Annotated in this window: 16 protein-coding genes; 5 read left to right on the top strand and 11 right to left on the bottom strand. The window is 59.8% G+C overall.

Features of this window, described 5'->3' with window-relative positions; all coding sequences use genetic code 11:
* Nucleotides 1-13: 13 nt before the first annotated feature.
* On the bottom strand, nucleotides 14-1,084 hold the full coding sequence (locus LBW87_RS19825) for an alkene reductase (RefSeq protein WP_225203188.1): 1,071 nt from the start codon (nucleotides 1,082-1,084) through the stop codon (nucleotides 14-16).
* Between the two features lie 191 nt (nucleotides 1,085-1,275).
* On the opposite strand from LBW87_RS19825, the gene LBW87_RS19820 reads away from it, so the two are divergent.
* Complete coding sequence (locus LBW87_RS19820) at nucleotides 1,276-2,196, top strand: LysR family transcriptional regulator (RefSeq protein WP_225203187.1); 921 nt, start codon at nucleotides 1,276-1,278, stop codon at nucleotides 2,194-2,196.
* Nucleotides 2,197-2,379: 183 nt separating this feature from the next.
* A complete protein-coding gene (gene ltnD / locus LBW87_RS19815; RefSeq protein WP_225203186.1) occupies nucleotides 2,380-3,267 on the top strand; it encodes an L-threonate dehydrogenase in 888 nt (295 codons plus the stop codon).
* 96 nt (nucleotides 3,268-3,363) lie between these two features.
* On the opposite strand, the gene LBW87_RS19810 is transcribed toward ltnD, so the two are convergent.
* Together LBW87_RS19810 and LBW87_RS19805 are read right to left on the bottom strand one after the other, a co-directional pair.
* On the bottom strand, nucleotides 3,364-4,737 hold the full coding sequence (locus LBW87_RS19810) for an NAD(P)H-dependent oxidoreductase (protein WP_225203185.1): 1,374 nt from the start codon (nucleotides 4,735-4,737) through the stop codon (nucleotides 3,364-3,366).
* Nucleotides 4,738-4,767: 30 nt separating this feature from the next.
* Nucleotides 4,768-6,123, bottom strand: a complete 1,356-nt coding sequence (locus LBW87_RS19805) for a gluconate:H+ symporter (protein WP_225203184.1) — start codon at nucleotides 6,121-6,123, stop codon at nucleotides 4,768-4,770.
* A 448-nt stretch (nucleotides 6,124-6,571) separates the two neighbouring features.
* On the opposite strand from LBW87_RS19805, the gene LBW87_RS19800 reads away from it, so the two are divergent.
* Nucleotides 6,572-7,315, top strand: coding sequence for a GntR family transcriptional regulator (locus LBW87_RS19800; protein WP_225203183.1), 744 nt, complete (start codon nucleotides 6,572-6,574; stop codon nucleotides 7,313-7,315).
* Nucleotides 7,316-7,397: 82 nt separating this feature from the next.
* Here LBW87_RS19800 and LBW87_RS19795 read toward each other — a convergent pair whose 3' ends face one another.
* The 4 genes from LBW87_RS19795 to LBW87_RS19780 form a co-directional block, all read right to left on the bottom strand.
* Complete coding sequence (locus LBW87_RS19795; protein WP_225203182.1) at nucleotides 7,398-8,600, bottom strand: ABC transporter substrate-binding protein; 1,203 nt, start codon at nucleotides 8,598-8,600, stop codon at nucleotides 7,398-7,400.
* Nucleotides 8,601-8,804: 204 nt separating this feature from the next.
* Nucleotides 8,805-9,662, bottom strand: a complete 858-nt coding sequence (locus tag LBW87_RS19790; RefSeq protein ID WP_225203181.1) for an isocitrate lyase/PEP mutase family protein — start codon at nucleotides 9,660-9,662, stop codon at nucleotides 8,805-8,807.
* Between the two features lie 17 nt (nucleotides 9,663-9,679).
* Nucleotides 9,680-10,429 (bottom strand): SDR family NAD(P)-dependent oxidoreductase, encoded by a 750-nt coding sequence (locus tag LBW87_RS19785; RefSeq protein ID WP_225203180.1) that lies wholly within the window; start codon nucleotides 10,427-10,429, stop codon nucleotides 9,680-9,682.
* An 8-nt stretch (nucleotides 10,430-10,437) separates the two neighbouring features.
* The gene (locus LBW87_RS19780) at nucleotides 10,438-11,367 is read right to left on the bottom strand and encodes an SMP-30/gluconolactonase/LRE family protein (RefSeq protein ID WP_225203179.1); all 930 of its coding nucleotides are present in this window, start codon (nucleotides 11,365-11,367) and stop codon (nucleotides 10,438-10,440) included.
* Nucleotides 11,368-11,498: 131 nt separating this feature from the next.
* Here LBW87_RS19780 and LBW87_RS19775 point away from each other — a divergent pair, with 131 nt between their 5' ends.
* Nucleotides 11,499-12,869, top strand: a complete 1,371-nt coding sequence (locus LBW87_RS19775) for a PLP-dependent aminotransferase family protein (RefSeq protein ID WP_225203178.1) — start codon at nucleotides 11,499-11,501, stop codon at nucleotides 12,867-12,869.
* 57 nt (nucleotides 12,870-12,926) lie between these two features.
* On the opposite strand, the gene LBW87_RS19770 is transcribed toward LBW87_RS19775, so the two are convergent.
* The gene (locus LBW87_RS19770; RefSeq protein ID WP_225203177.1) at nucleotides 12,927-13,859 is read right to left on the bottom strand and encodes an NADP-dependent oxidoreductase; all 933 of its coding nucleotides are present in this window, start codon (nucleotides 13,857-13,859) and stop codon (nucleotides 12,927-12,929) included.
* Between the two features lie 101 nt (nucleotides 13,860-13,960).
* On the opposite strand from LBW87_RS19770, the gene LBW87_RS19765 reads away from it, so the two are divergent.
* The gene (locus tag LBW87_RS19765) at nucleotides 13,961-14,836 is read left to right on the top strand and encodes a LysR family transcriptional regulator (RefSeq protein WP_225203176.1); all 876 of its coding nucleotides are present in this window, start codon (nucleotides 13,961-13,963) and stop codon (nucleotides 14,834-14,836) included.
* Nucleotides 14,837-14,919: 83 nt separating this feature from the next.
* Here the strand turns inward: LBW87_RS19765 and LBW87_RS19760 are convergent, their stop codons facing one another.
* The 3 genes from LBW87_RS19760 to LBW87_RS19750 form a co-directional block, all read right to left on the bottom strand.
* The gene (locus LBW87_RS19760) at nucleotides 14,920-16,080 is read right to left on the bottom strand and encodes an alpha-hydroxy acid oxidase (RefSeq protein WP_225203175.1); all 1,161 of its coding nucleotides are present in this window, start codon (nucleotides 16,078-16,080) and stop codon (nucleotides 14,920-14,922) included.
* A gap of 100 nt (nucleotides 16,081-16,180) precedes the next feature.
* A complete protein-coding gene (locus LBW87_RS19755; RefSeq protein ID WP_225203174.1) occupies nucleotides 16,181-16,846 on the bottom strand; it encodes an RraA family protein in 666 nt (221 codons plus the stop codon).
* A gap of 32 nt (nucleotides 16,847-16,878) precedes the next feature.
* Nucleotides 16,879-18,228 (bottom strand): MFS transporter, encoded by a 1,350-nt coding sequence (locus tag LBW87_RS19750; RefSeq protein WP_225203173.1) that lies wholly within the window; start codon nucleotides 18,226-18,228, stop codon nucleotides 16,879-16,881.
* Between the last annotated feature and the right edge of the window lie 145 nt (nucleotides 18,229-18,373).

Below are 18,373 nucleotides of genomic sequence, written 5' to 3'. Positions count from 1 at the left end.
GGTGTCGGATGTTTTAAACGGCGCCACCGACGGCCAGGGCCGGATAGTCGATATATCCCTGGGCAGTGGGAGGCGCAAAGAAGGTGTTGCGGTCAGGCGTATTCAAGGCGGCGCCGGTGCGGAAGCGCTCCGGCAGATCCGGGTTGGCCAGGAAGGCGCTGCCGAATACGGCGGCGTCTGCATTGCCAGCCGACACAGCCGCTTCGGCGCTTTCCTGTGTCAGGCCGCTTCCCATCAGGTAGGTGCCATCGAACAATGGACGCAGCACGCCGTGATAGTCGGTCTTGGCGCCGAACAGGGCGACATGCAGATAAGCCAGCTTGAACCTGGCCAGGTTCTTGACCAGAAAGGTGTAGGTAGCCTGGGGATCAGCATCGGTGATGCTGTTGTAGTTCATCTCCGGCGAGATCTTGATGCCGACGCGGTCGCCACCGGCTTCGGCCACCATCGCCTCCAGCACCTCCAGCACGAATCGGCTGCGGTTTTCGACCGACCCGCCATATTGATCCTGGCGATGATTGCTGCCCGACGACAGGAATTGCTCCGGCAGATAACCAGATGCGCTGTGCAGTTCGACGCCGTCGAAGCCTGCCTCGATGGCGCGGCGGGTAGCCGCGCGGAATTCGCTGATCACAGCGGGGATCTCGGCCAGGGCCAGCTCACGTGGCGTGACATAGTCGACCTGGCCGGCGCTGGTCCAGGCCTGCCCTTCGGGCTTGATCGCAGAGGGCGCCACCGGTGTTTCACCATCCAGCAGCGTCGGGTGGGAAATGCGACCGCTATGCATCAGCTGCATGAAAATGCGGCCACCGCGAGCATGCACGGCTTCGGCGATCTTCTTCCAGGCCGCGACTTGTGCATCGGTGGCGATACCGGGGGTGTGGACATAGCCCTTGCCGAGCGCAGCAGGAAAGACGCCTTCCGTGATGATCAGGCCTGCGCTGGCACGTTGAGCATAGTAAGTCAGGGTGATATCGCCGGGCACGCCGTCATCGGCAGCACGCGAGCGGGTCATGGGCGCCATGACGAGGCGGTTAGGCGCAATGATGCGGCCGATACGAACAGGGGTAAGAAGCTTGCTCATGATGAAATCCTTTTTGTTAGTGAAGGCCGAAACGGCGAACGACCAGATGCGACTTGAAAGTATTCACATCAGCGCTTTTTCTTCCTTCGGCTGAGTTCACTGCGTGATGCGATGGATGCATCTTCGATTAATTCATTTAGGAGATAAAGGTGGTAGATTGGAAATGATTAATCCATAAATGGGACAATAAGATGGAGTTACTGAACGACATGGCCTTGTTCATCGAGGTTGCCAGTGTCATGAGCTTTCGCAAGGCGGCCGATGCCACAGGCGTCCCCAACTCAACCCTTTCGCGAAGAATCAGCGCGCTGGAGAAAGCCATCGGCTTGCGCCTGCTGCACCGAACCACCCGCAAGGTCGAACTGACCGAGGCCGGGCGGCTTTACTACGATCGATGCCGGCGCATCGTTGATGAGGCACGCATTGCCCATGAGCAATTGGGTGAAATGCTCGCGCAACCCAGTGGCCTGTTGCGGGCATCTTTCCCGGTCGACTTTGCGACCGTCTATCTGGCCCCGCTGATCGCCGAATTCTCGCGTCGCTATCCTGGAATCAGCTTTGATTTCGATCTGACGCCACGCCGCGTGGACCTGGTGACCGAACCTTTCGATGTCGCCATCCGCATGGGAGAACTGCCCAACTCAGCCCTGATCGCGCGCCAGCTCGCACGGTTGTCGGTGCAGGTCTATGCCTCCCCTCGCTACCTCGACATCTCGGGCGAACCTGCGACACCGGCTGATTTGTCGAAACACGAATGCCTGGGTTTTTCCAAATCGGGAAAATGGTCACTGCATCGCGCGGGCGAGAACATCGACGTGGAGGTCGGTGGCAGATTTCAGATAAATAGCGTCGGCATGGCCCGGCGTCTGGCCACACTCGACCTGGGCGTGATCATGCTACCCAGGGAGATAGTGCAGGAAGACGTCGCTGCCGGCCGGCTGCGGCAGATCCTGCCCCAGTGGGCGGGGAACCCGACACCCGTCTATGCCCTCACGGAGACCCGTCTGCTACCGGCAAAAACGCAACGATTCATCGAGTTCCTGCAAGAGCATCTCAATGAAAAAAGTCTCGCCAAGGGTAGTCGCAAGACTGATACCAGCAGACCAGAATAAGTGCGGTGGCTTATTTATTTTCACCTATCGGGATCAAATTCTTGATACTTGGATGGGGAATAAATTTATATGATGCCCTGACATGAATGCGAATCCGCAATACCGGCCTCGCCTCATCAACCGCTGTCGGGGACGGCATCTGCATTTCCTGCGACGGTCAAAACAACAAATGGAGACAACAAGATGGCAAGAAATGTTGGCGTGATCGGCCTGGGTGCCATGGGTTATGGCGTCGCCAGTTCGCTATTGCGGGCCGGCTTCAATGTGCACGCCTTCGATGTGCGCGCGGAAGCGCTGAACAAGTTCGCTGCTGCCGGTGGCGTGGCCAGCGCCAGTCCGGCAGAATTGGGCGCGGCCGTTGACGTGGTCATCACCCTGGTGGTGAATGCGGCCCAGACCGAAGAAGTGCTGTTTGGTGACAAGGGCGCCGTCCATGGTCTCAAGCCAGGCAGTGTCGTGATCTCGAGCGCCACCGTGGCGCCCGAGTTTTCGGTCGCCCTGGCGCAGCGATTGGCGCAGCAGGGATTGCTGCTGCTGGACGCGCCGGTGTCCGGTGGCGCCGCCCGCGCCGCTTCCGGCGAGATGACCATGATGACCTCTGGCCCGGCCGAGGTATACGCGAAAGTCGACGACGTGCTCAAGGGCATGGCCGGCAAGGTCTATCGGCTGGGAGAGGCCCACGGCATCGGCTCGAAGATCAAGCTGATCAACCAGCTGCTGGCCGGCGTGCATGTTGCGGTCACGGCCGAAGCGATGGCCCTCGGCTTGCGCGAAGGGGTCGATCCGGCGGCGCTGTATGAGGTCATCACCCATAGCGCCGGCAACTCGTGGATGTTCGAAAATCGCGTGCCACATATTCTCAACGGCGACTACACCCCGCTGTCGGCGGTGGATATCTTCGTCAAGGATCTGGGCCTGGTGCTCGATACCGCGCGGCAAAGCAAATTTCCGCTGCCGCTATCGGCCGCGGCCCACCAGATGTACATGATGGCGTCCAGCGCCGGACATGGCGGCGAAGACGATTCTGCCGTGATCAAGATCTTCCCCGGCATCACGCTGCCGTCCAGCTAAGCTGTGCCTGGGGCCGGCGCCATCTACTAAAACTAAAACCAAACGACGGGCATTTAGCCCGTCGTCATGAGTTGAAACAGTCCTGCAGCGCCGGGATCAGCTCTTGTCGAGTTGCTTCCACGCGTTGTGCAACGGCGTATCGGACAGCTCCAGCATGTCCAGCCCGATGATGGCGCCCGCCGGCACATCGACCCGCAGGGTACGGTTTGCCGCCAGATAGAATGGCGCGTGAACGCCATGAGCCTCCTTGGCAGGCAGCAGCAAAGGCTTCAGTCCATCGATGTTGTGATGATGGCCGCGCATGGCAAGCACTTCGCCCGCCTTGAACTGGCGCTGGGTCTGAGCCGCCATCACGGCGTGGACTTCCTGCGTCGCACTGCCCGACGGACGTCCGTGCAATACGGCCGAGAACAAGCTGATGGGCGTTTCAAGACCCATCAGGTGATACGGCAGGTAGATACATGCGTATTTACCATTGCGGCCGACCACATGCCCCTTTTGACGCAGCGTTTCCCATACCTCGCTGTCGGTACAACGCACCACCACGAACACGCCGCCACCAAAGCTGGCTTCCTCGGGCAGGCGCAGGCAATTGAAAACGTCGACCACGCCCTCGCGATCCAGGATGCCACCATCGGCCCGGGGGACGAAAATATCCGCCAGTTCGGCGATGCGGCACAGCGGATAACTCAGGGCGTCACAGGCCGGCGTCAACCCGGTCGAGTTGGCCACCACGTTCATTTCGCAATAATCCGGCGTGGCGCTCTGCGGCAAGGCGCTGATGGCCTGGCGGCGCTCCTGCAGGCGGGCGGGCACATCCTGGCCCAGCGACAGCAAGTCCGACAGGGCAGGAATCTGGTGCTGCTGGTCGGTATAGGCGAGCGCACCGGATGCCGGGTCATACACATAGTCGTATTCGCTGGACTTGCCGGCCGCAACGACCTCGAATCCCAGTACCCGCGCCCAGGTGACCAGCCCGATGAGATTACTCGGCTGGTCGCCGTCGGCGGTGGTGTAGACGACCTTGTGTTCGAGCGCGAGACGGTTCAGGTAGGGGCCGACGACGGCATCGGTTTCCTTGCTGACCATGGCCACGTGCACGCCACGGCGGATTGCATTGACGGCAATCTGGGCACTGATATCAGGGTTGCCGGTCGCTTCGACCACAATATCGAGGGTGGCCGCGTCGAGCAATCGATAGTCGCTGACCAGGGCAATCCGGCCTTGCGCATTGGCGGCTTGCACGGCGTGCGCATCGTTGCACGTCACCAGATTCTCGGCCGGATAGCCGAGCGACAGAAGTACCGTGCGGGTGGCGTCCAGGTCGAGGTCGCAAAGCGCCGCGATCTGGATGGCCTTGATATGGCGACACTGCACTAACAGCGAGCGGCCAAAACCGCCGTTGGCGCCAGTCAGGGCGATGCGGATAGTGCGATTCTGCAGATCCTGGAACAGGGTTTCGTAGTTCATGTTTGTCTTTCTGGCCTGAGATAAATGGGATTAATGAATAAGGGCGTCCAGGATCAGCACGCCGGCCAGTCCGATCAGGGACTGCAGCGATACCAGGAGCGTCCAGCTCTTCAGCGTCTCGGACACGCTCAACTTGAAATATTCCTTGAACAGCCAGAAGCCGGAGTCATTGAGGTGCGAAAGCATCAGTCCGCCCGAGCTGGTCGCCAGCACCAGCAACTCCAGGTTGACATGCGGGTCGGCCGCGGCCAGTGGCGCGACGATGCCGGCGGCGGTCACGGTGGCAACGGTGGCTGATCCGATCGCGACACGAATCAGCGCGGCGATCAGCCAGCCGAGAATCAGCGGATTGATTTGCCAGTTCATCGCCCAATGAGCGATCTGATCGCTGACGTGCGTGGCCACCAGCATTTCCTTGAGGCCGCCACCGGCGCCCAGGATCAGGATCACGCCGGCAGCCGGCGCGAGGCTCTTGCCCAGGATCTTCTGGATCTGCGTGAGCGTGAAACCGCTACGAATACCCAGCGCATACAGCGCAAACAATACGGCGATCAGGAGCGAGACGATCGGGTCGCCGACAAATTCGAGCCAGGCGTATAACGCCCCGTGGCTGTCGACCATATTGCGGCCGAAGGTGCGCAGCATCATCAACCCCGGCGGCAACAGCACCGAGATCAATACCAATGCCAGCGACGGCTGTTTCCGATCCGATGCAGGTGCCGCCGGCGCTGCCGCTGCAGCGTCCTCGACGAATCCGCCGGAGGCCGGAAACCAGCGCATGATGAATGACGTGAACAAGGGACCGGAGATGATGGCCATCGGAATGGCAATCAGGAAACCGTAGAAGATCGTCTTGCCGGCGTCTGCGTGATAGGCCGCCATGGCCAGGGTGGGCGAAGGATGGGGTGGCAGCAGGCCGTGTGAGACGTATAAGCCGGCAGCCAGCGGCACGCCGATGCGCAGGATGTAACTATTGGTGCGGCGGGCAATGACAAAGGCCAGCGGCACCAGCATGACAAAGCTGACATCGAACAGGTGAGGCAATCCGATCAACAGTGCAGCAGCACAGATGGTGGTGGGAATCCAGCGTTTGGAGCCGAGTCCGACGAAGGCATTGGCGACCTTGTCGGCGCCACCCGATTCGAGCAGCAATCCGCCCAGCATGCTGCCCAGGCCAACCACCAACCCTACCGAAGCCAGGATGCTGCCAAACCCCTTCTGGAAACTCTTGACCGTATCGACCGGCGACACGCCGCTGACGATGCCCAGAAAGCCGGCGGATAGAATCAACGCCAGGAACGGGTGAAAGCGCAAGCGCGTGATGAGTAGAATCAGTAATACGATCGCCAGTACGGGGCTGACCAGTTGCGTGACATCGGGATGCATAATGTTGAATTCTCTACGAGGGTCCTGTTGGTAAGGCGCCTGCACTTGCGGTGGTCATCTGCGATGACGCGCGAAATGGGCATCGCGCATGAAACCAGGCGCTGAAAGGCGCGGCGGGCAGTAGTTTTCGGGTCAGGCCAGGCAATGACCGGATGCGAACACTGATGCCGATGCAAGAATCTTCTCAGCCGTCGAGAGAGCAACGACAGGTTTCCACTTTGGTATTTTCAACATTGTGTGTCTCCATTTGAAATACGTTTATTTTTGCGAACCCGGGTCAGACCGGGATCGATAGCTTCGGTTCAAAATGGTATACCAAAATATTTTTAGGTCAATTTATTTATTTTGTACGCTATAACATCTTGATTTTATTGTTATCAATATTCGACATACGGAATACCAAAAAGGGATTCGCTAAAATTAATTTCCTTTTTGAAACTATTCAATAATGAAAAAAACACTGAAAGCTACTTCCTTGCCGCCTCGGAAAATGGAGGTGGAAATAGCCGGCGCAGTTGAAGCGGACAAGTCTAAAGAGGGTGCGTCAGAACGCGAGTCGGTTCAGGAGCTTCTGGCTGAGCAATTGGCTGAACGCTTGCGCGACCTGATCGTCACCGACGAACTTCGTCCGGGCACGCCGCTGCGTGAACGCACATTGGCCGAGCGGCTGCAGGTTTCACGCACACCGCTGAGAGATGCCCTGAAAATTCTTGCCAGCGATGGGCTGGTCAGCCTGCTGCCCAATCGCGGTGCGGTCGTCACTGAGCTGACGCCGGATCAGATCGAGGAGAAGCTGGATGTGCTGGGGATGATTGAAGAATCGGCTGCGCTGCGCGCCTGCAAAACGGCGAGTGACGATGAGATAAGTGAGATTCGCGCCCTGCATCACGAAATGCTGGCCGCATACGAGCGCCGTGACCGGGTAACTTATTTCCATCTCAACCAGCGCATCCATCGCGGCATCGTCAACGCGGCGCACAATGGCACCCTGGCGCAGATTCACGAATTACTTAATCGCCAGCTATACCGCTATCGATTCCAAGGCAGCGTGACATCCGAGATCTGGCACACGGCCATCGATGAGCATGAGGAAATCATCAAGTTGCTCAGCGCCAGACAAGCCCAGGCATTGGGAGAATTCATGCGCCGTCACGTACATCGCACATGGGAACAACTGCTGGGTGATGGCTAACAGTATGTCGCATGAGAAAGGTACTTCTTTCGAAGTACCTTTCTCAACATTACAAGATTACAAGATCACAAGCCCTTGCCTGTCACTTCTTGATGCGAGCACAGGTCGACTGCGCCAACGGCGTGAATGCAGCGTCTCCGCTGACGGTGGCGATCTTCTTCAGATAATCCCAGCTCCCCTTGGACTCTGCCGGCGTCTTCACCTCGTACAGGTGGAAATCGTGGACCATCTGACCGTCTTCCCGAATTGTTCCCTTCGCATAGAAGTCGTTGATGCCGGTCGCGCGCAGCTGTTTCACCACCTTGTCGGGATCATCCGAGCCGGCGCTTTGCACCGCCTTGAGATAGTTCATCGTCGCCGAGTAATCTGCGGCGTGCAGGCTGTTCGGCATCTTCTTCATTTTCTGGAAGTAGCGCTTGGCAAAGGCGCGCGATGCGTCATCCTGGTCCCAGTACCATGATTCGGAAAGCAGCAAACCCTGCGCATTCTTGAGGCCGAGGCTTTCCACATTGCCGACGAAAAGCAACAGCCCGGCGATCTTCATCGATTTAGTCAGGCCGAATTCCCTGGCCCCCTTGATGGCATTGATGGTGTCGCTCCCCGAGGAAGCCAGGCCCAGCACATTGGCCTTCGAGGACTGCGCCTGCAGCAGGAAGGATGAAAAATCCTCGGTGTTGATCGGATGTCGCACCTTGCCCAGCACCTTGCCGCCATTCTCGCCGACAACCTTGGCGGCTTCACCCTCCAGCGAATGTCCGAAGGTGTAGTCGCTGGTCAGGAAATACCAGGCATTGCCGCCCTGCTTCACCGTGGCGCTGGTCAACGCCCGGGCGACTGCGGTGGTGTTATAGGCGTACTGGATCGTGTAAGGCGTGCAGTCTTCGTTAGTGAACTGGGTGGCACCTGCGGCGACCACCAGGAAGACGAATTTCTTGGTCGCCAACAGCTTGTTGATGGACAGCATTGCCGCCGAGTTGGAACCGCCAACGATCATGTCGACGCGCTGGGTGTCGACCCACTCGCGCGCCTTGGCCGACGCGATATCGGCTTTGTTCTGGTGATCTGCCGACACGATCTCGATCGGCTTTCCATTGACCTTGCCGCCGAAGTCCGCCACGGCCATTCGAATTGCCTCGAGCCCGCCAGGACCGTCGTTATCGGCAAAGGGGCCGGACATGTCGCTGATGAAGCCGATGCGGACCTTGTCGTCCGAGATTTGAGCGTGCGCAAGCGACGCCGATACGGCACAGGCACAGACGGCCACTTGAAGGATGATTTTCTTCATTGAGTTCTTTCGATTCAACCACGACGCACAGTGCGCCAGGTCACTGGATGAAAACGGGGAGCGAATGGGCTGGCCGAGGCAGGTGGCCGTGGCTGGAATGGCCACCTGGCCTGACGCTTGTCTAGCGAAGCAGGATGATGGTCGCGGTGTTCAATTTGTCTCCTGTATGGTTTTGTCTTGTCCGCGCTGCCGGTCTGCTGGTCGTCAGACGGCGCCGTACTTTTCAATGTTCTGGTTGAAGCGATCGTAGCTGACGGTCTTGTTGATCAGGCCTTCATCGAAGCAGTATTCCTTCAGCTTGCTGGCGTCGCGTCCCTGATGGAACGCTTCGCACACCTGCTTGACCGCCTTGAAGGCGGCGAAGATCGTCAACGGCCAATAGACCGACATGTTCGCGCCGGCGACAGTTTCCTGGTCGATCGAATTCTGAAAGTCGACGCTGGTGACGATCACGGGACCGTTGATCCTGGCCCGGTATTGCGCCAGCGAATCGACAGAGCCCTTGAATACGATGAAGCCGGCATCGGCCCCTGCTTCCAGGTAGGCGTTGATCCGCTCCACTGCATCGTCCGGATCGTCTTGCAGGTAGATCGCGTCCGTGCGCGCAATGATCAGGAAATTGGGGTCCTTTCGCGCATCGACGCATGCCCTGATGCGCTGGCACATCACGTCCTTGTCCAGCAACACGGCAGGATAATCCGTGTGCTTGCCGAAGACCGTATCCTCGATGTGAATCGCCGATGCGCCGGCCGACTCGAATTCGTGCACCGTGCGCCAGATGTTGGCGGCGTGGTACCAGCCGGTATCGGCGTCACAGATGAGGGGAAGGTCGGTCTCCTTGGCGATGTCGCGCGCCAGCCCCATCAGGTCCTGCAGCTGGACCAGGCCGACATCCGGCAAGCCCTTGCAGGCGCCGGTGACGAAGCTGCCGGTATAGAGCACGGGAAAACCCGTTTGCTCGATGATTCGTGCACTCAGTACATCGTAGGCACCCATGATGGGGGTGCACCCCTCGGCGTTCAGCAATTCGCGCAGACGCACGCGCTTCTGGTACATATCCATGATGATTCCCTCCGTTGTTATCGCATAAAAAGGCCGCCGTTGACATCCAGCGTGGCCCCGGTCACATACTTGCTGTCTTCGCTGGCCAGATAGAGCGCTGCGGCGCTGATGTCGTCGGCCTGCCCGTAGCGCCCGAGGGGAATGGCTTTCTTCACCTCAGGGGAATACTGGAGGACATCGGTCATGGCCGTTTCAATGGTGCCTGGCGCGATCGCGTTGACGTGAATGTTGTAAGGACCCAGTTGCTTGGCCGTGGCCTTGGTCAGGCACAAGACGCCGGCCTTGGTGACTGAATAAGTAATCTCGGCGGCCACGCCACCCACTTGTCCGGCCACCGAGGCCATATAGATGATCTTGCCGCTCTGGTTCTTCTTTGCATGCGGGATGAAGGCCGATGTCGCATAGACATAACCCAGCAGATTGATGTCGATCACCTGCCGCCACTGCTCCGGTGTTATATCTTCCAGCGGCCTGGCCGGACGGACGATGCCGGCGTTGCACACGAGGATATCCAGCCGGCCAAATTCAGCAACCGCCCGTTCGACCATCTTTTCGTTGTCCGTGGGGTTGGCCACGTCCACCTTGATCGCGACGGCGCTGACCTTGTATTGGCTTGCAACGTCTTGTGCGGCGCGCGTGACGCCTTCCTCATCCAGGTCGGCAAGAACGATATTGGCGCCCTCCGAAGCAAAGCGCTGGGCGATGCCCAGACCAATCCCACGGGCCGCCCCCGTGACCAGGGCAGTCTTTCCCTCTAACTTCTTCATTGCTCTTCTCACTGAAATTGATAGCTGCGGTGGGACTGTGCATACCCTTGCGCACTGAAAATCCATGAACCGTTCTTGCCTATCGGGTCGTTGGTGCAGATAAGCAGCTGGGTGCTCCCCGGAACCAGCATGGGATGGGTCGTGAGCAGATGGTGCCCCTGTTCGCGACCCGGTATCAGGAACTGGCCGATGGGAAAGCCAAAGCGATTGAACGCCATGACGCGGCCCTGGTGGTACATCGCCACATAAAGGTTATCGTCGGCGTCGATGCTGCACGAATCCGGACCGTGGTATCCGGTGAAGTAATACGGAACGCTGGTTCCATAAGGCGCAATGGTTTTTCTGTCGGCGGCCAGGTCGATGCGATGCAAGCGGTTGGCGTTGGTTTCAGTTATCCACAGCACCCGCTCGTCCTTCGACAGCGCCACGCCATTCGGCCCGGCCATGTTGACAGCGATCGGCGTTACCTGCTCGCTAGGATCCACATGGAACACGCCGCCAGATGGATCGCCGGGCGAACCGACGAAGTGGGTGAAGTAGAAGCCGCCCTCGCTGTCGAACACCAGGTCGTCGACGACATAATCCTGCAGGATGGTTCGCTTGCCCGAACCGTCCGGGTTGACGATGACCAATCCGCCCGCCTTGAAATCACCCAGGCACGCAATGTAGAGCCTGCCGTCCTTGTGGATCTTCACGCTTGCCGGGTTCTGCCCGGCCAGCTTCAAGACTTCATCGAGCTTCCGGGTGCCGGGATCCAATCTAAATACCGTGCCACCAAAGACCTCGACGAAATACAGATGACCGGTACGGTCGAAGCAAAGCCCTTCCAGTTGCAACGTGTCATCCGACACCTTGAACCATGGTTCTGCCATGCGCGAATCCAGTCCCAGCTCGGTCGGCGGAATCGGCGCGAACAGGCGCTCGTCAGCGTGTTTCATATTTTGTCTCCATCCATTCAATGCAAACCTCTTGTTGGCTTGCTTGAAGGATATCTGGCAAATCACTAATGGCACTGGTACAGTTGCCACATTTTTAGCGACCCGAACCCGTTACGCTACTGGTACAGTTTATGAATAGCCATTCAAAAATCGAACTGATCATCGAAGACGTGGTGAGCCGCGTGCGCGATGGACAACTCAGGGCCGGGGACCGCTTGAGGTCGGTCCGCGAAGAGGCCGCCGCCAGGGGCGTGGCCAAGAACACCGTGGTAGAAGCGTATCTGCGTCTGGTGGCGCAAGGCGTGGTGGCGACCAAACCCGGTTCCGGCTACTTTGTCTCGAAGATACCGGCCAAGCGCACTCGCGATGCGGCCCATCCGAGTCCTGGCGCCGCCGAGCGCGCGGCATTATTGAATGAACAGCTTGAGCGACGCCTGCCGATCCGGCCGGGTGATGGCAGGCTCCCTCCCGACTGGCTGGACCTGGCCGAACTCCGGCGTCCGATCGCATTACCGCGGATGGCGACCGCCGAGTCCTATAACAGTCCATGGGGTTTCCTGCCGTTACGAGAGCAGTTGAGTACCATCCTTGCCGAACGTGGCATCCAATGCCAGACCGACCAGATCATGATGACCTATGGCGGCAATCACGCGCTTGACCTGGTCATCCGTTGTTATGTCCATGCGGGCGATCCGGTGTTGGTCGAGGAACCCGGTTATTACCCCCTGTTCTGGAAGCTCGCGGTGGCCGGCGCCAGGATCATCGGCGTCAGGCGCAATCATGACGGCCCTGATTTGCAGGACCTGGCGGCCAAGGCAAAGTCGAGCGGCGCGCGTTTATTCTTTACCCAGTCCCTGGCGCAAAATCCCACCGGCGGCTCGATTACCCCGGGCAACGCCTATGGTGTGCTCAAGATTGCCGAGCAGGCGAACCTGCTGGTGGTGGAAAGCGATCCCTTCGCCGACATCCTGCCGGCCACGGCGCCGCGACTGGCCTCCCTCGACCAGTTGCAACGCGTGATCTACGTCGGTTCGTTTTCCAAGACGCTCCCGGGCAGCTTCCGGGTCGGTTATATCGCAGCGTCTCCGGCGATAGCGGCTGAGCTCAACGAGATGAAGGTCATCACCATCATCGCCACATCCGCGCAGAACGAGCGCCTGGTCTCGGCCCTGATCGAGGATGCGCGCTATCTCAAATATCTGAGGCGACTGCGCGAACGAATCGCCCAGGCGACCGAAGAATCGGTGCAAGGGCTGGCGAACGCAGGATTCGAAGTGGCCCGACCGCTAGGCAGCGGGTTCTACCTGTGGATTGAGCTTCCGGCGTGGACCCGCGAAATGGACCTGGTCAGGAATGCCGCCGAGCAAGGCATCTTCATTGCGGCCTCGGATGCCTTCATGGTGTCCGACGGTGGCCCGCCAGGCATGCGCGTCAATATCGCGCATGGCGCCAATCCGGAATTTCTTGCGTGGCTGGAAGGCACCAGGACGCGGCGCAAATGACGATGACGGTATGACCCGTTCACACCGTCATCATCCGTCATCACCCGCCCTCATGACTCAACGCGAAAAATCGACCACGGTCTTTCCCACCTGCGGCCGGGTGCGGTTACTTTCGATGGCGGCAGGCAGTTCACTAAATGAAACCACGGCATTGATCCGGGACTGCAGGCGCCCATGCGCTACCTCATCTGCAATCGCCTTCAGCCGCTCGGCATCAGGCTTGTTCATGAACCACAGACCGCGACGTCCAGCTGGGGTGCTGGCCAGGATTTCCGGCGAGGCGGTGCTGACGATAACGCCCTGGGCGGACAGCACCTGCCAGGAACGCGCCAGAACTTCACCACCCGCATAATCAAGCACCAGGTCGATGTCCTTTGCGATGGCCTCGAACGGCCCTGCGTCGTAGTCGATGAAGTGCTCGGCGCCCAGCCCGCGCACATAGTCGATATCGCGGCCCCGGGCGACAGCGAACACCTGGGCCCCCGCCTGCCGCGCAAACTGCACGGCAAAACCGCCCAGACCACCGGCGGCGCCATGGATCAGGACGCGCTGACCTTCACGAACGGGGCCGGCAAAGTGAAGGCTTTGCCATGCGGCCACTGCCGCCACCGGCAGCGCCGCTGCCTCCACCAGACTGAGGGCGTCGGGCACCACTGCGAGATTGGCTGCCGTCACCGCTACCAGATCCGCATAGGCACCCAGGCCGCCGAGCCCGCCCATGACGCGATCGCCTCGGGAAAATCCGGTGACGCCCGGACCGACTTCTTCCACCACGCCGGACAGCTCGATACCCAGGACGGTCGGCAGCTCCAGCGGGAAGGCATCCCTGACGAAGCCCTCGCGGACCTTCCAGTCCAGCCCATTGACGCCAGCCGCCGCGACCCGGACCAGTACCTGGCCCGGCCCCGCCACCGGTGCTTGAATCATCGAGATCCTGGCGGCATCGGGACCGCCGTACTGCATCAACTGCAAAGCGCGAATGTTCTTCATGAAAAACTCCTTTTGGTTAGGGTTGGACCTAACGATAATGAGTTTCACATTTAAAACAAAGACCATAGAATGTAGACACTCCGTATCAATATCGAGACACCATGGACATCAATGCGCTTGCAGACTTTCAACTGGTCGCCGCCCACGGCGGATTCGGGCGCGCCAGTCGCGCCAGTGGTCGCTCCAAGGCGACCCTCTCGCGCCGTGTCGCCGATCTCGAAAAGCTGCTTGGCGTGCGGCTGGTCGAGCGCGGCGCTCGCAGCCTCGAACTGACGGCGGCAGGCCAGCTGCTGTTGACCCGGTCCGATGGGCCTATGCGAGAAATTGCCGAAGCCATGACGGAGGTACAGGAAGGCATTGACGTGCCACGTGGTCGCCTGCGCATCGCAGCGCCACTGGTCTTCTCGCAATTGGCGCTGGGGCGGCTCGCCGCCAGCTTCCAGGCAATCTATCCAGAGGTCCGGATCGACGCTGTGGCAGAAGACCGGCTGGTTGACCTGGTCGAGGAGCATTTCGACGTCTCCATCCGCATCAATCCGGGCGAAGACAGCACACTCGTCGGCAGGTGCTTCGCCAGGGACCAGCTGGTACTTGCCGCTGCGCCCTCGATACCGGCGCCGGGCCGACGCATCACCCGGCCCTTCCCGGCACCGGCGGTCGTCACGCCGTCCTATCGGGACGGCGATACCTGGGCTGTCAGCAACGGCAAACTTGTGGTCGAACCGCAACCGGTGCTGCGCCTGTCGTCATTACTGATGGTGCGAGATGCCGTCGCAGCGGGCGCCGGGGTGGCGCTGCTGCCGCAATCCATCATTGCGCGCCAGATCGAGAACGGCGAAATGGTGGTGTGGGGAAAAGTCGGCGAAGAAGTCGAACTCTGGGTCCTGCACACGTCGCGCCGCCTGCAGAGCGCAAAAGTCCAGGCGTTCGTGAAGTTCATCTGCGAACAGTACCCGGGTGGGAAATTTATCGGTTAAGTGCCGCCATGGCGGCCCGCATTGGCGGCCAGGCAATGAATCCTGCAAAAAACACTGCCCGCCAGCGACTTATTCAACGGTAGTCAGCGGCTGCTGCAAATGTGATCCCGTGTGATGCCGGGCACGCTGACCACGCCCAGCAGCCCCATATCGCGTTTGATCTCCTGCTTGATCAACTCCAGCGCGTGGCTCACGCCCGCTTCACCGCCCACGGTGGCGGCGTAGTTGAAGGGCCGACCGATCCAGGCCGCCTTCGCCCCCAGCGCCAGCGCCTTGAGCACATCGGTTCCCCGGCGAACGCCGCTGTCGAGCATCACCGGGAAGTCACCGGCGGCATCGATCATCTCGGGCAAGACCAGCAATGGCGCCACGCTGCCATCGAGCTGGCGCCCGCCGTGATTGGAGATAATGACGGCATCCGCGCCGATGTTGCGCGCCCTGAGCATATCCGTGACGTTGAGGATGCCCTTGATGATGAGCGGCCCCTTCCACATCTTTCTCACCCTTGTCACATGCGCCCAGTTCAGGTGCCCTCGGTCAGAGAAATCGCGCAACACGTTCGATGACATGATGGGAGCGCCACGCGTGGCATAGTTATTCTCGAAGTGCGGCATGCCGTGACGCAGCAGCGTCCTGACGAAGGTGCCCAGCAGCCACCGGGGATGCGTGACGCCTTCCCACGCTAGCGAGATGCTGGGACGCAGCGGGGTCGAGAAGCCGGCGCGGATATTGTTTTCACGATTCGCTGCAACCGGCGTGTCGACGGTGAGCACCAGGGTTTCTACACCGGCATGCCGGACCCGTTCAATGAGCGCATCGATCTGCTCCTGCTGGCCGGGAAGGTAGGCCTGGAACCAGGTTCCTGGCGCTGCCTCCATCACCTCCTCCAGGCGAATCAGGGATGACCCGCTCATGATGCACATGGCGCCGGCCTTCTTGGCGGCGACGGCCATGCTGACATCTCCGCGATAGCTGGTCATCGCGGCCAGCCCCATCGGCGCCAGGCCGACCGGTGTCGCGTATTTGACGCCAAACAAGGTGAGCGATGTATCCACATTCGACACATCGACCAGCACGTTCGGCTTGAAGGCATAATTCTTGAATGCAGACCGGTTGGCGGTCACAGAATCCTCATCCTCCACTGCGCCCGATACATAGGCATAGAGCGGCCCCGGCAGCAGCGCTTTGGCGGCCTTCTCGAAATCGTGGAGCGACAGGTAGCGCTTCAATGCGTTGGGTGTCATGCGGATGAATGAGTTAGCGTGCCGTTGCAAAGGCAATAGTTATCCACAGCACTGCCCTACAGCCGCACCTGGAGTCGAATACGGGGAAGAGCCGAAGCAGTTACAGATCGAAAGGCGTTAGCACTTTATCCAGCCAGGTCTGCTCGACCTTGCCGTTAGCGATTTCAGCCTTGATGCCATCTTCGACCGCAGCAGTCTTGCGAGCTGCCTCGATAAGAGCATCGGCCCGGCTCTGCGCAAAGGTGACGATACCATCTTCATCGCCGACGACGATATCGCCCGGGTGAATTACCTGCCCATCGATGCTGACCGGCACGTTCATCTGGCCGGGGCCGGTCTTGTAGGGACCGCGATGACTGACTCCGCGCGCGTAGCAGGGGAAGTCGGCCTGCTCGAAGGCCGCCGTGTCACGCACCGCCGCATCCAGCACGAAGCCTGCGCAGCCACGCTGCTGGGCATACAGCATGATCAGCTCGCCAACCAGCGCATTGATGGTCTCGCCGCCACCGTCGACCACCAGCACATGACCAGGCTGCATCATCATCAGCGCCTTATAGATCAGCAGGTTGTCGCCGGGACGGGTCTTGACGGTGAATGCGGTGCCGACCAGCTTGCGCGAACGATGGAAGCGCTGCAGCCCGGTGATGCCCGAGAGCCGCTGCAGGTTATCGCTCAGATGTGAAACGACGATCCCTTGCAGGGCCTCGACGACGCCGGCGGCGGCGACTTCAGGCGCAGGATTGATGGTGAATGCGGGGTTGCTCATGATGATCTCGTTTCAGCAGGATGGGAAAAGGCTCAGGCGTCGACCGGCTCGGCGATGGTGAGCAGCACAATGAAACTCATCAGCGATCCGATGGCCATGAAGGCGAAAACATAATCCCAGCCGTAACTGTCGAGCAGCATCCCGGTTGCCAGGGGAGCGATGGCGCCGCCCAGCTGGCCGCCCATATTGACCACCGAGCTGGCAATCGGAAACGTCTTCTTGTCGGCCACGCCCATCGGATAGGCCATGTAGGCGGAATAGCCGAAGCTCAGGAGGATGCCGGTGGCAAACAGCAGCAGACCATAGCTGAGCGGATCGGCGGGCGAGTTGATGAGCGCGTACATCATGCCGGCGGTGGCCAGCGCCGACAGCATCATGCCCGGCTTGCGGCGCTTGTAGAGCAGGCGATCCGACACCATGCCACCCAGCAGGTTGCCGATGACGGCGCCAACCCAGGGCGCTGCGGCAACAAACCCCATGTTCATCACCGAGAACTTCTTGACCGAAAGCAGGTAAGTCGGAATCCAGGCCAGCAAGACGTTGGAGATGCCCAACTGGAAGCAATACCCCAATGAGCAGCCCAGAATATTCCACGAGCGGAAGACGCTCTTGCTATCGGTCAGCGGGGCCAGCTTGCGTGCGCGCACGAACCTGTCGAGCCATGCCGGCGCCGGCTTGACTACCATTACCGGCGCGCCTGACGCCACTGCCGCCGGTGTGACCTCACCGGTGATGTAGTCCAGTTCCGCCTGCGATACATGGCGGCTCTGCGACGGATGATTGGTCACGAAGAGATACCAGAAGACCGAGAACAACAGGCCGGGAACAGCGAAGAAAATAAAGATTTCGCGCCATCCCCACACCGCCACGATCGCCGCGCAAACGGGGGGAACAATCACCGGACCGAACTTCACCGCCGACAGGAAGATACCGCTGGCGGTGCCCTTTTCATGCGGTGGGAACCAGTTGTTGATGGTGGCGGCGATGCCGACCGGTAGCGGGCCTTCGGCCAGGCCCAGCGCGAATCGATAGATCTTCAGGCCGATGATGGAGCTGGTGGTGCCGATGAGTCCGGTAAAGACCGACGTCAGGATCATCGCACCGGTAAAGATGCGGCGCACGCCGAAACGGCTGGTGGCGAAGCCTGATGGCAATTGCGCCAGCGCATACGCAAACAGGAACAGGCTGAGCAGCGCACCGGCTTCGGTGTTGCTCATCGCAAACTCCTTGCGAATGAACGGCAAGGCGACGCCGATGTTGGCGCGGTCGGCAGCGGCAATGGTATAGATCAAGAAAATCAGGCCCGCCACGACCCAGCGGAATCGGGTGGGCTTGACGGCTTGGGATGAGGAAGCGGCCGCTCCGGTTGTCGATTGCGACATTGCGTTATCTCCGTGATTTAGTTTTGCTTCGCACAATGCTTCTGCGGCATTTGTTGACGATATGCGTGCTGCCGGAGATTCTAAATACGATAATTAAAACCGTAAAATGAGTTTTTTGACCATAAAATAGTCGCTAGTCGATTAT

This window comes from Herbaspirillum sp. alder98 (assembly GCF_020179755.1).
Taxonomy (GTDB): domain Bacteria; phylum Pseudomonadota; class Gammaproteobacteria; order Burkholderiales; family Burkholderiaceae_D; genus Herbaspirillum.
This window is presented reverse-complemented; position numbering and strand designations above follow the sequence as displayed.

Bases quoted from the DNA above. Each gene is read 5' to 3' on its own strand.
- LBW87_RS19770 (WP_225203177.1), bottom strand. From the start codon at position 13,859: ATGAAGAACATTCGCGCTTTGCAGTTGATGCAGTACGGCGGTCCCGAT.
- LBW87_RS19755 (WP_225203174.1), bottom strand. From the start codon at position 16,846: ATGAGCAACCCCGCATTCACCATCAATCCTGCGCCTGAAGTCGCCGCC.
- LBW87_RS19760 (WP_225203175.1), bottom strand. From the start codon at position 16,080: ATGACACCCAACGCATTGAAGCGCTACCTGTCGCTCCACGATTTCGAG.
- LBW87_RS19750 (WP_225203173.1), bottom strand. From the start codon at position 18,228: ATGTCGCAATCGACAACCGGAGCGGCCGCTTCCTCATCCCAAGCCGTC.
- LBW87_RS19775 (WP_225203178.1), top strand. From the start codon at position 11,499: ATGAATAGCCATTCAAAAATCGAACTGATCATCGAAGACGTGGTGAGC.
- LBW87_RS19790 (WP_225203181.1), bottom strand. From the start codon at position 9,662: ATGGATATGTACCAGAAGCGCGTGCGTCTGCGCGAATTGCTGAACGCC.
- LBW87_RS19820 (WP_225203187.1), top strand. From the start codon at position 1,276: ATGGAGTTACTGAACGACATGGCCTTGTTCATCGAGGTTGCCAGTGTC.
- LBW87_RS19825 (WP_225203188.1), bottom strand. From the start codon at position 1,084: ATGAGCAAGCTTCTTACCCCTGTTCGTATCGGCCGCATCATTGCGCCT.
- LBW87_RS19800 (WP_225203183.1), top strand. From the start codon at position 6,572: ATGAAAAAAACACTGAAAGCTACTTCCTTGCCGCCTCGGAAAATGGAG.
- LBW87_RS19805 (WP_225203184.1), bottom strand. From the start codon at position 6,123: ATGCATCCCGATGTCACGCAACTGGTCAGCCCCGTACTGGCGATCGTA.
- LBW87_RS19785 (WP_225203180.1), bottom strand. From the start codon at position 10,429: ATGAAGAAGTTAGAGGGAAAGACTGCCCTGGTCACGGGGGCGGCCCGT.
- LBW87_RS19780 (WP_225203179.1), bottom strand. From the start codon at position 11,367: ATGAAACACGCTGACGAGCGCCTGTTCGCGCCGATTCCGCCGACCGAG.
- LBW87_RS19795 (WP_225203182.1), bottom strand. From the start codon at position 8,600: ATGAAGAAAATCATCCTTCAAGTGGCCGTCTGTGCCTGTGCCGTATCG.
- ltnD (WP_225203186.1), top strand. From the start codon at position 2,380: ATGGCAAGAAATGTTGGCGTGATCGGCCTGGGTGCCATGGGTTATGGC.
- LBW87_RS19810 (WP_225203185.1), bottom strand. From the start codon at position 4,737: ATGAACTACGAAACCCTGTTCCAGGATCTGCAGAATCGCACTATCCGC.
- LBW87_RS19765 (WP_225203176.1), top strand. From the start codon at position 13,961: ATGGACATCAATGCGCTTGCAGACTTTCAACTGGTCGCCGCCCACGGC.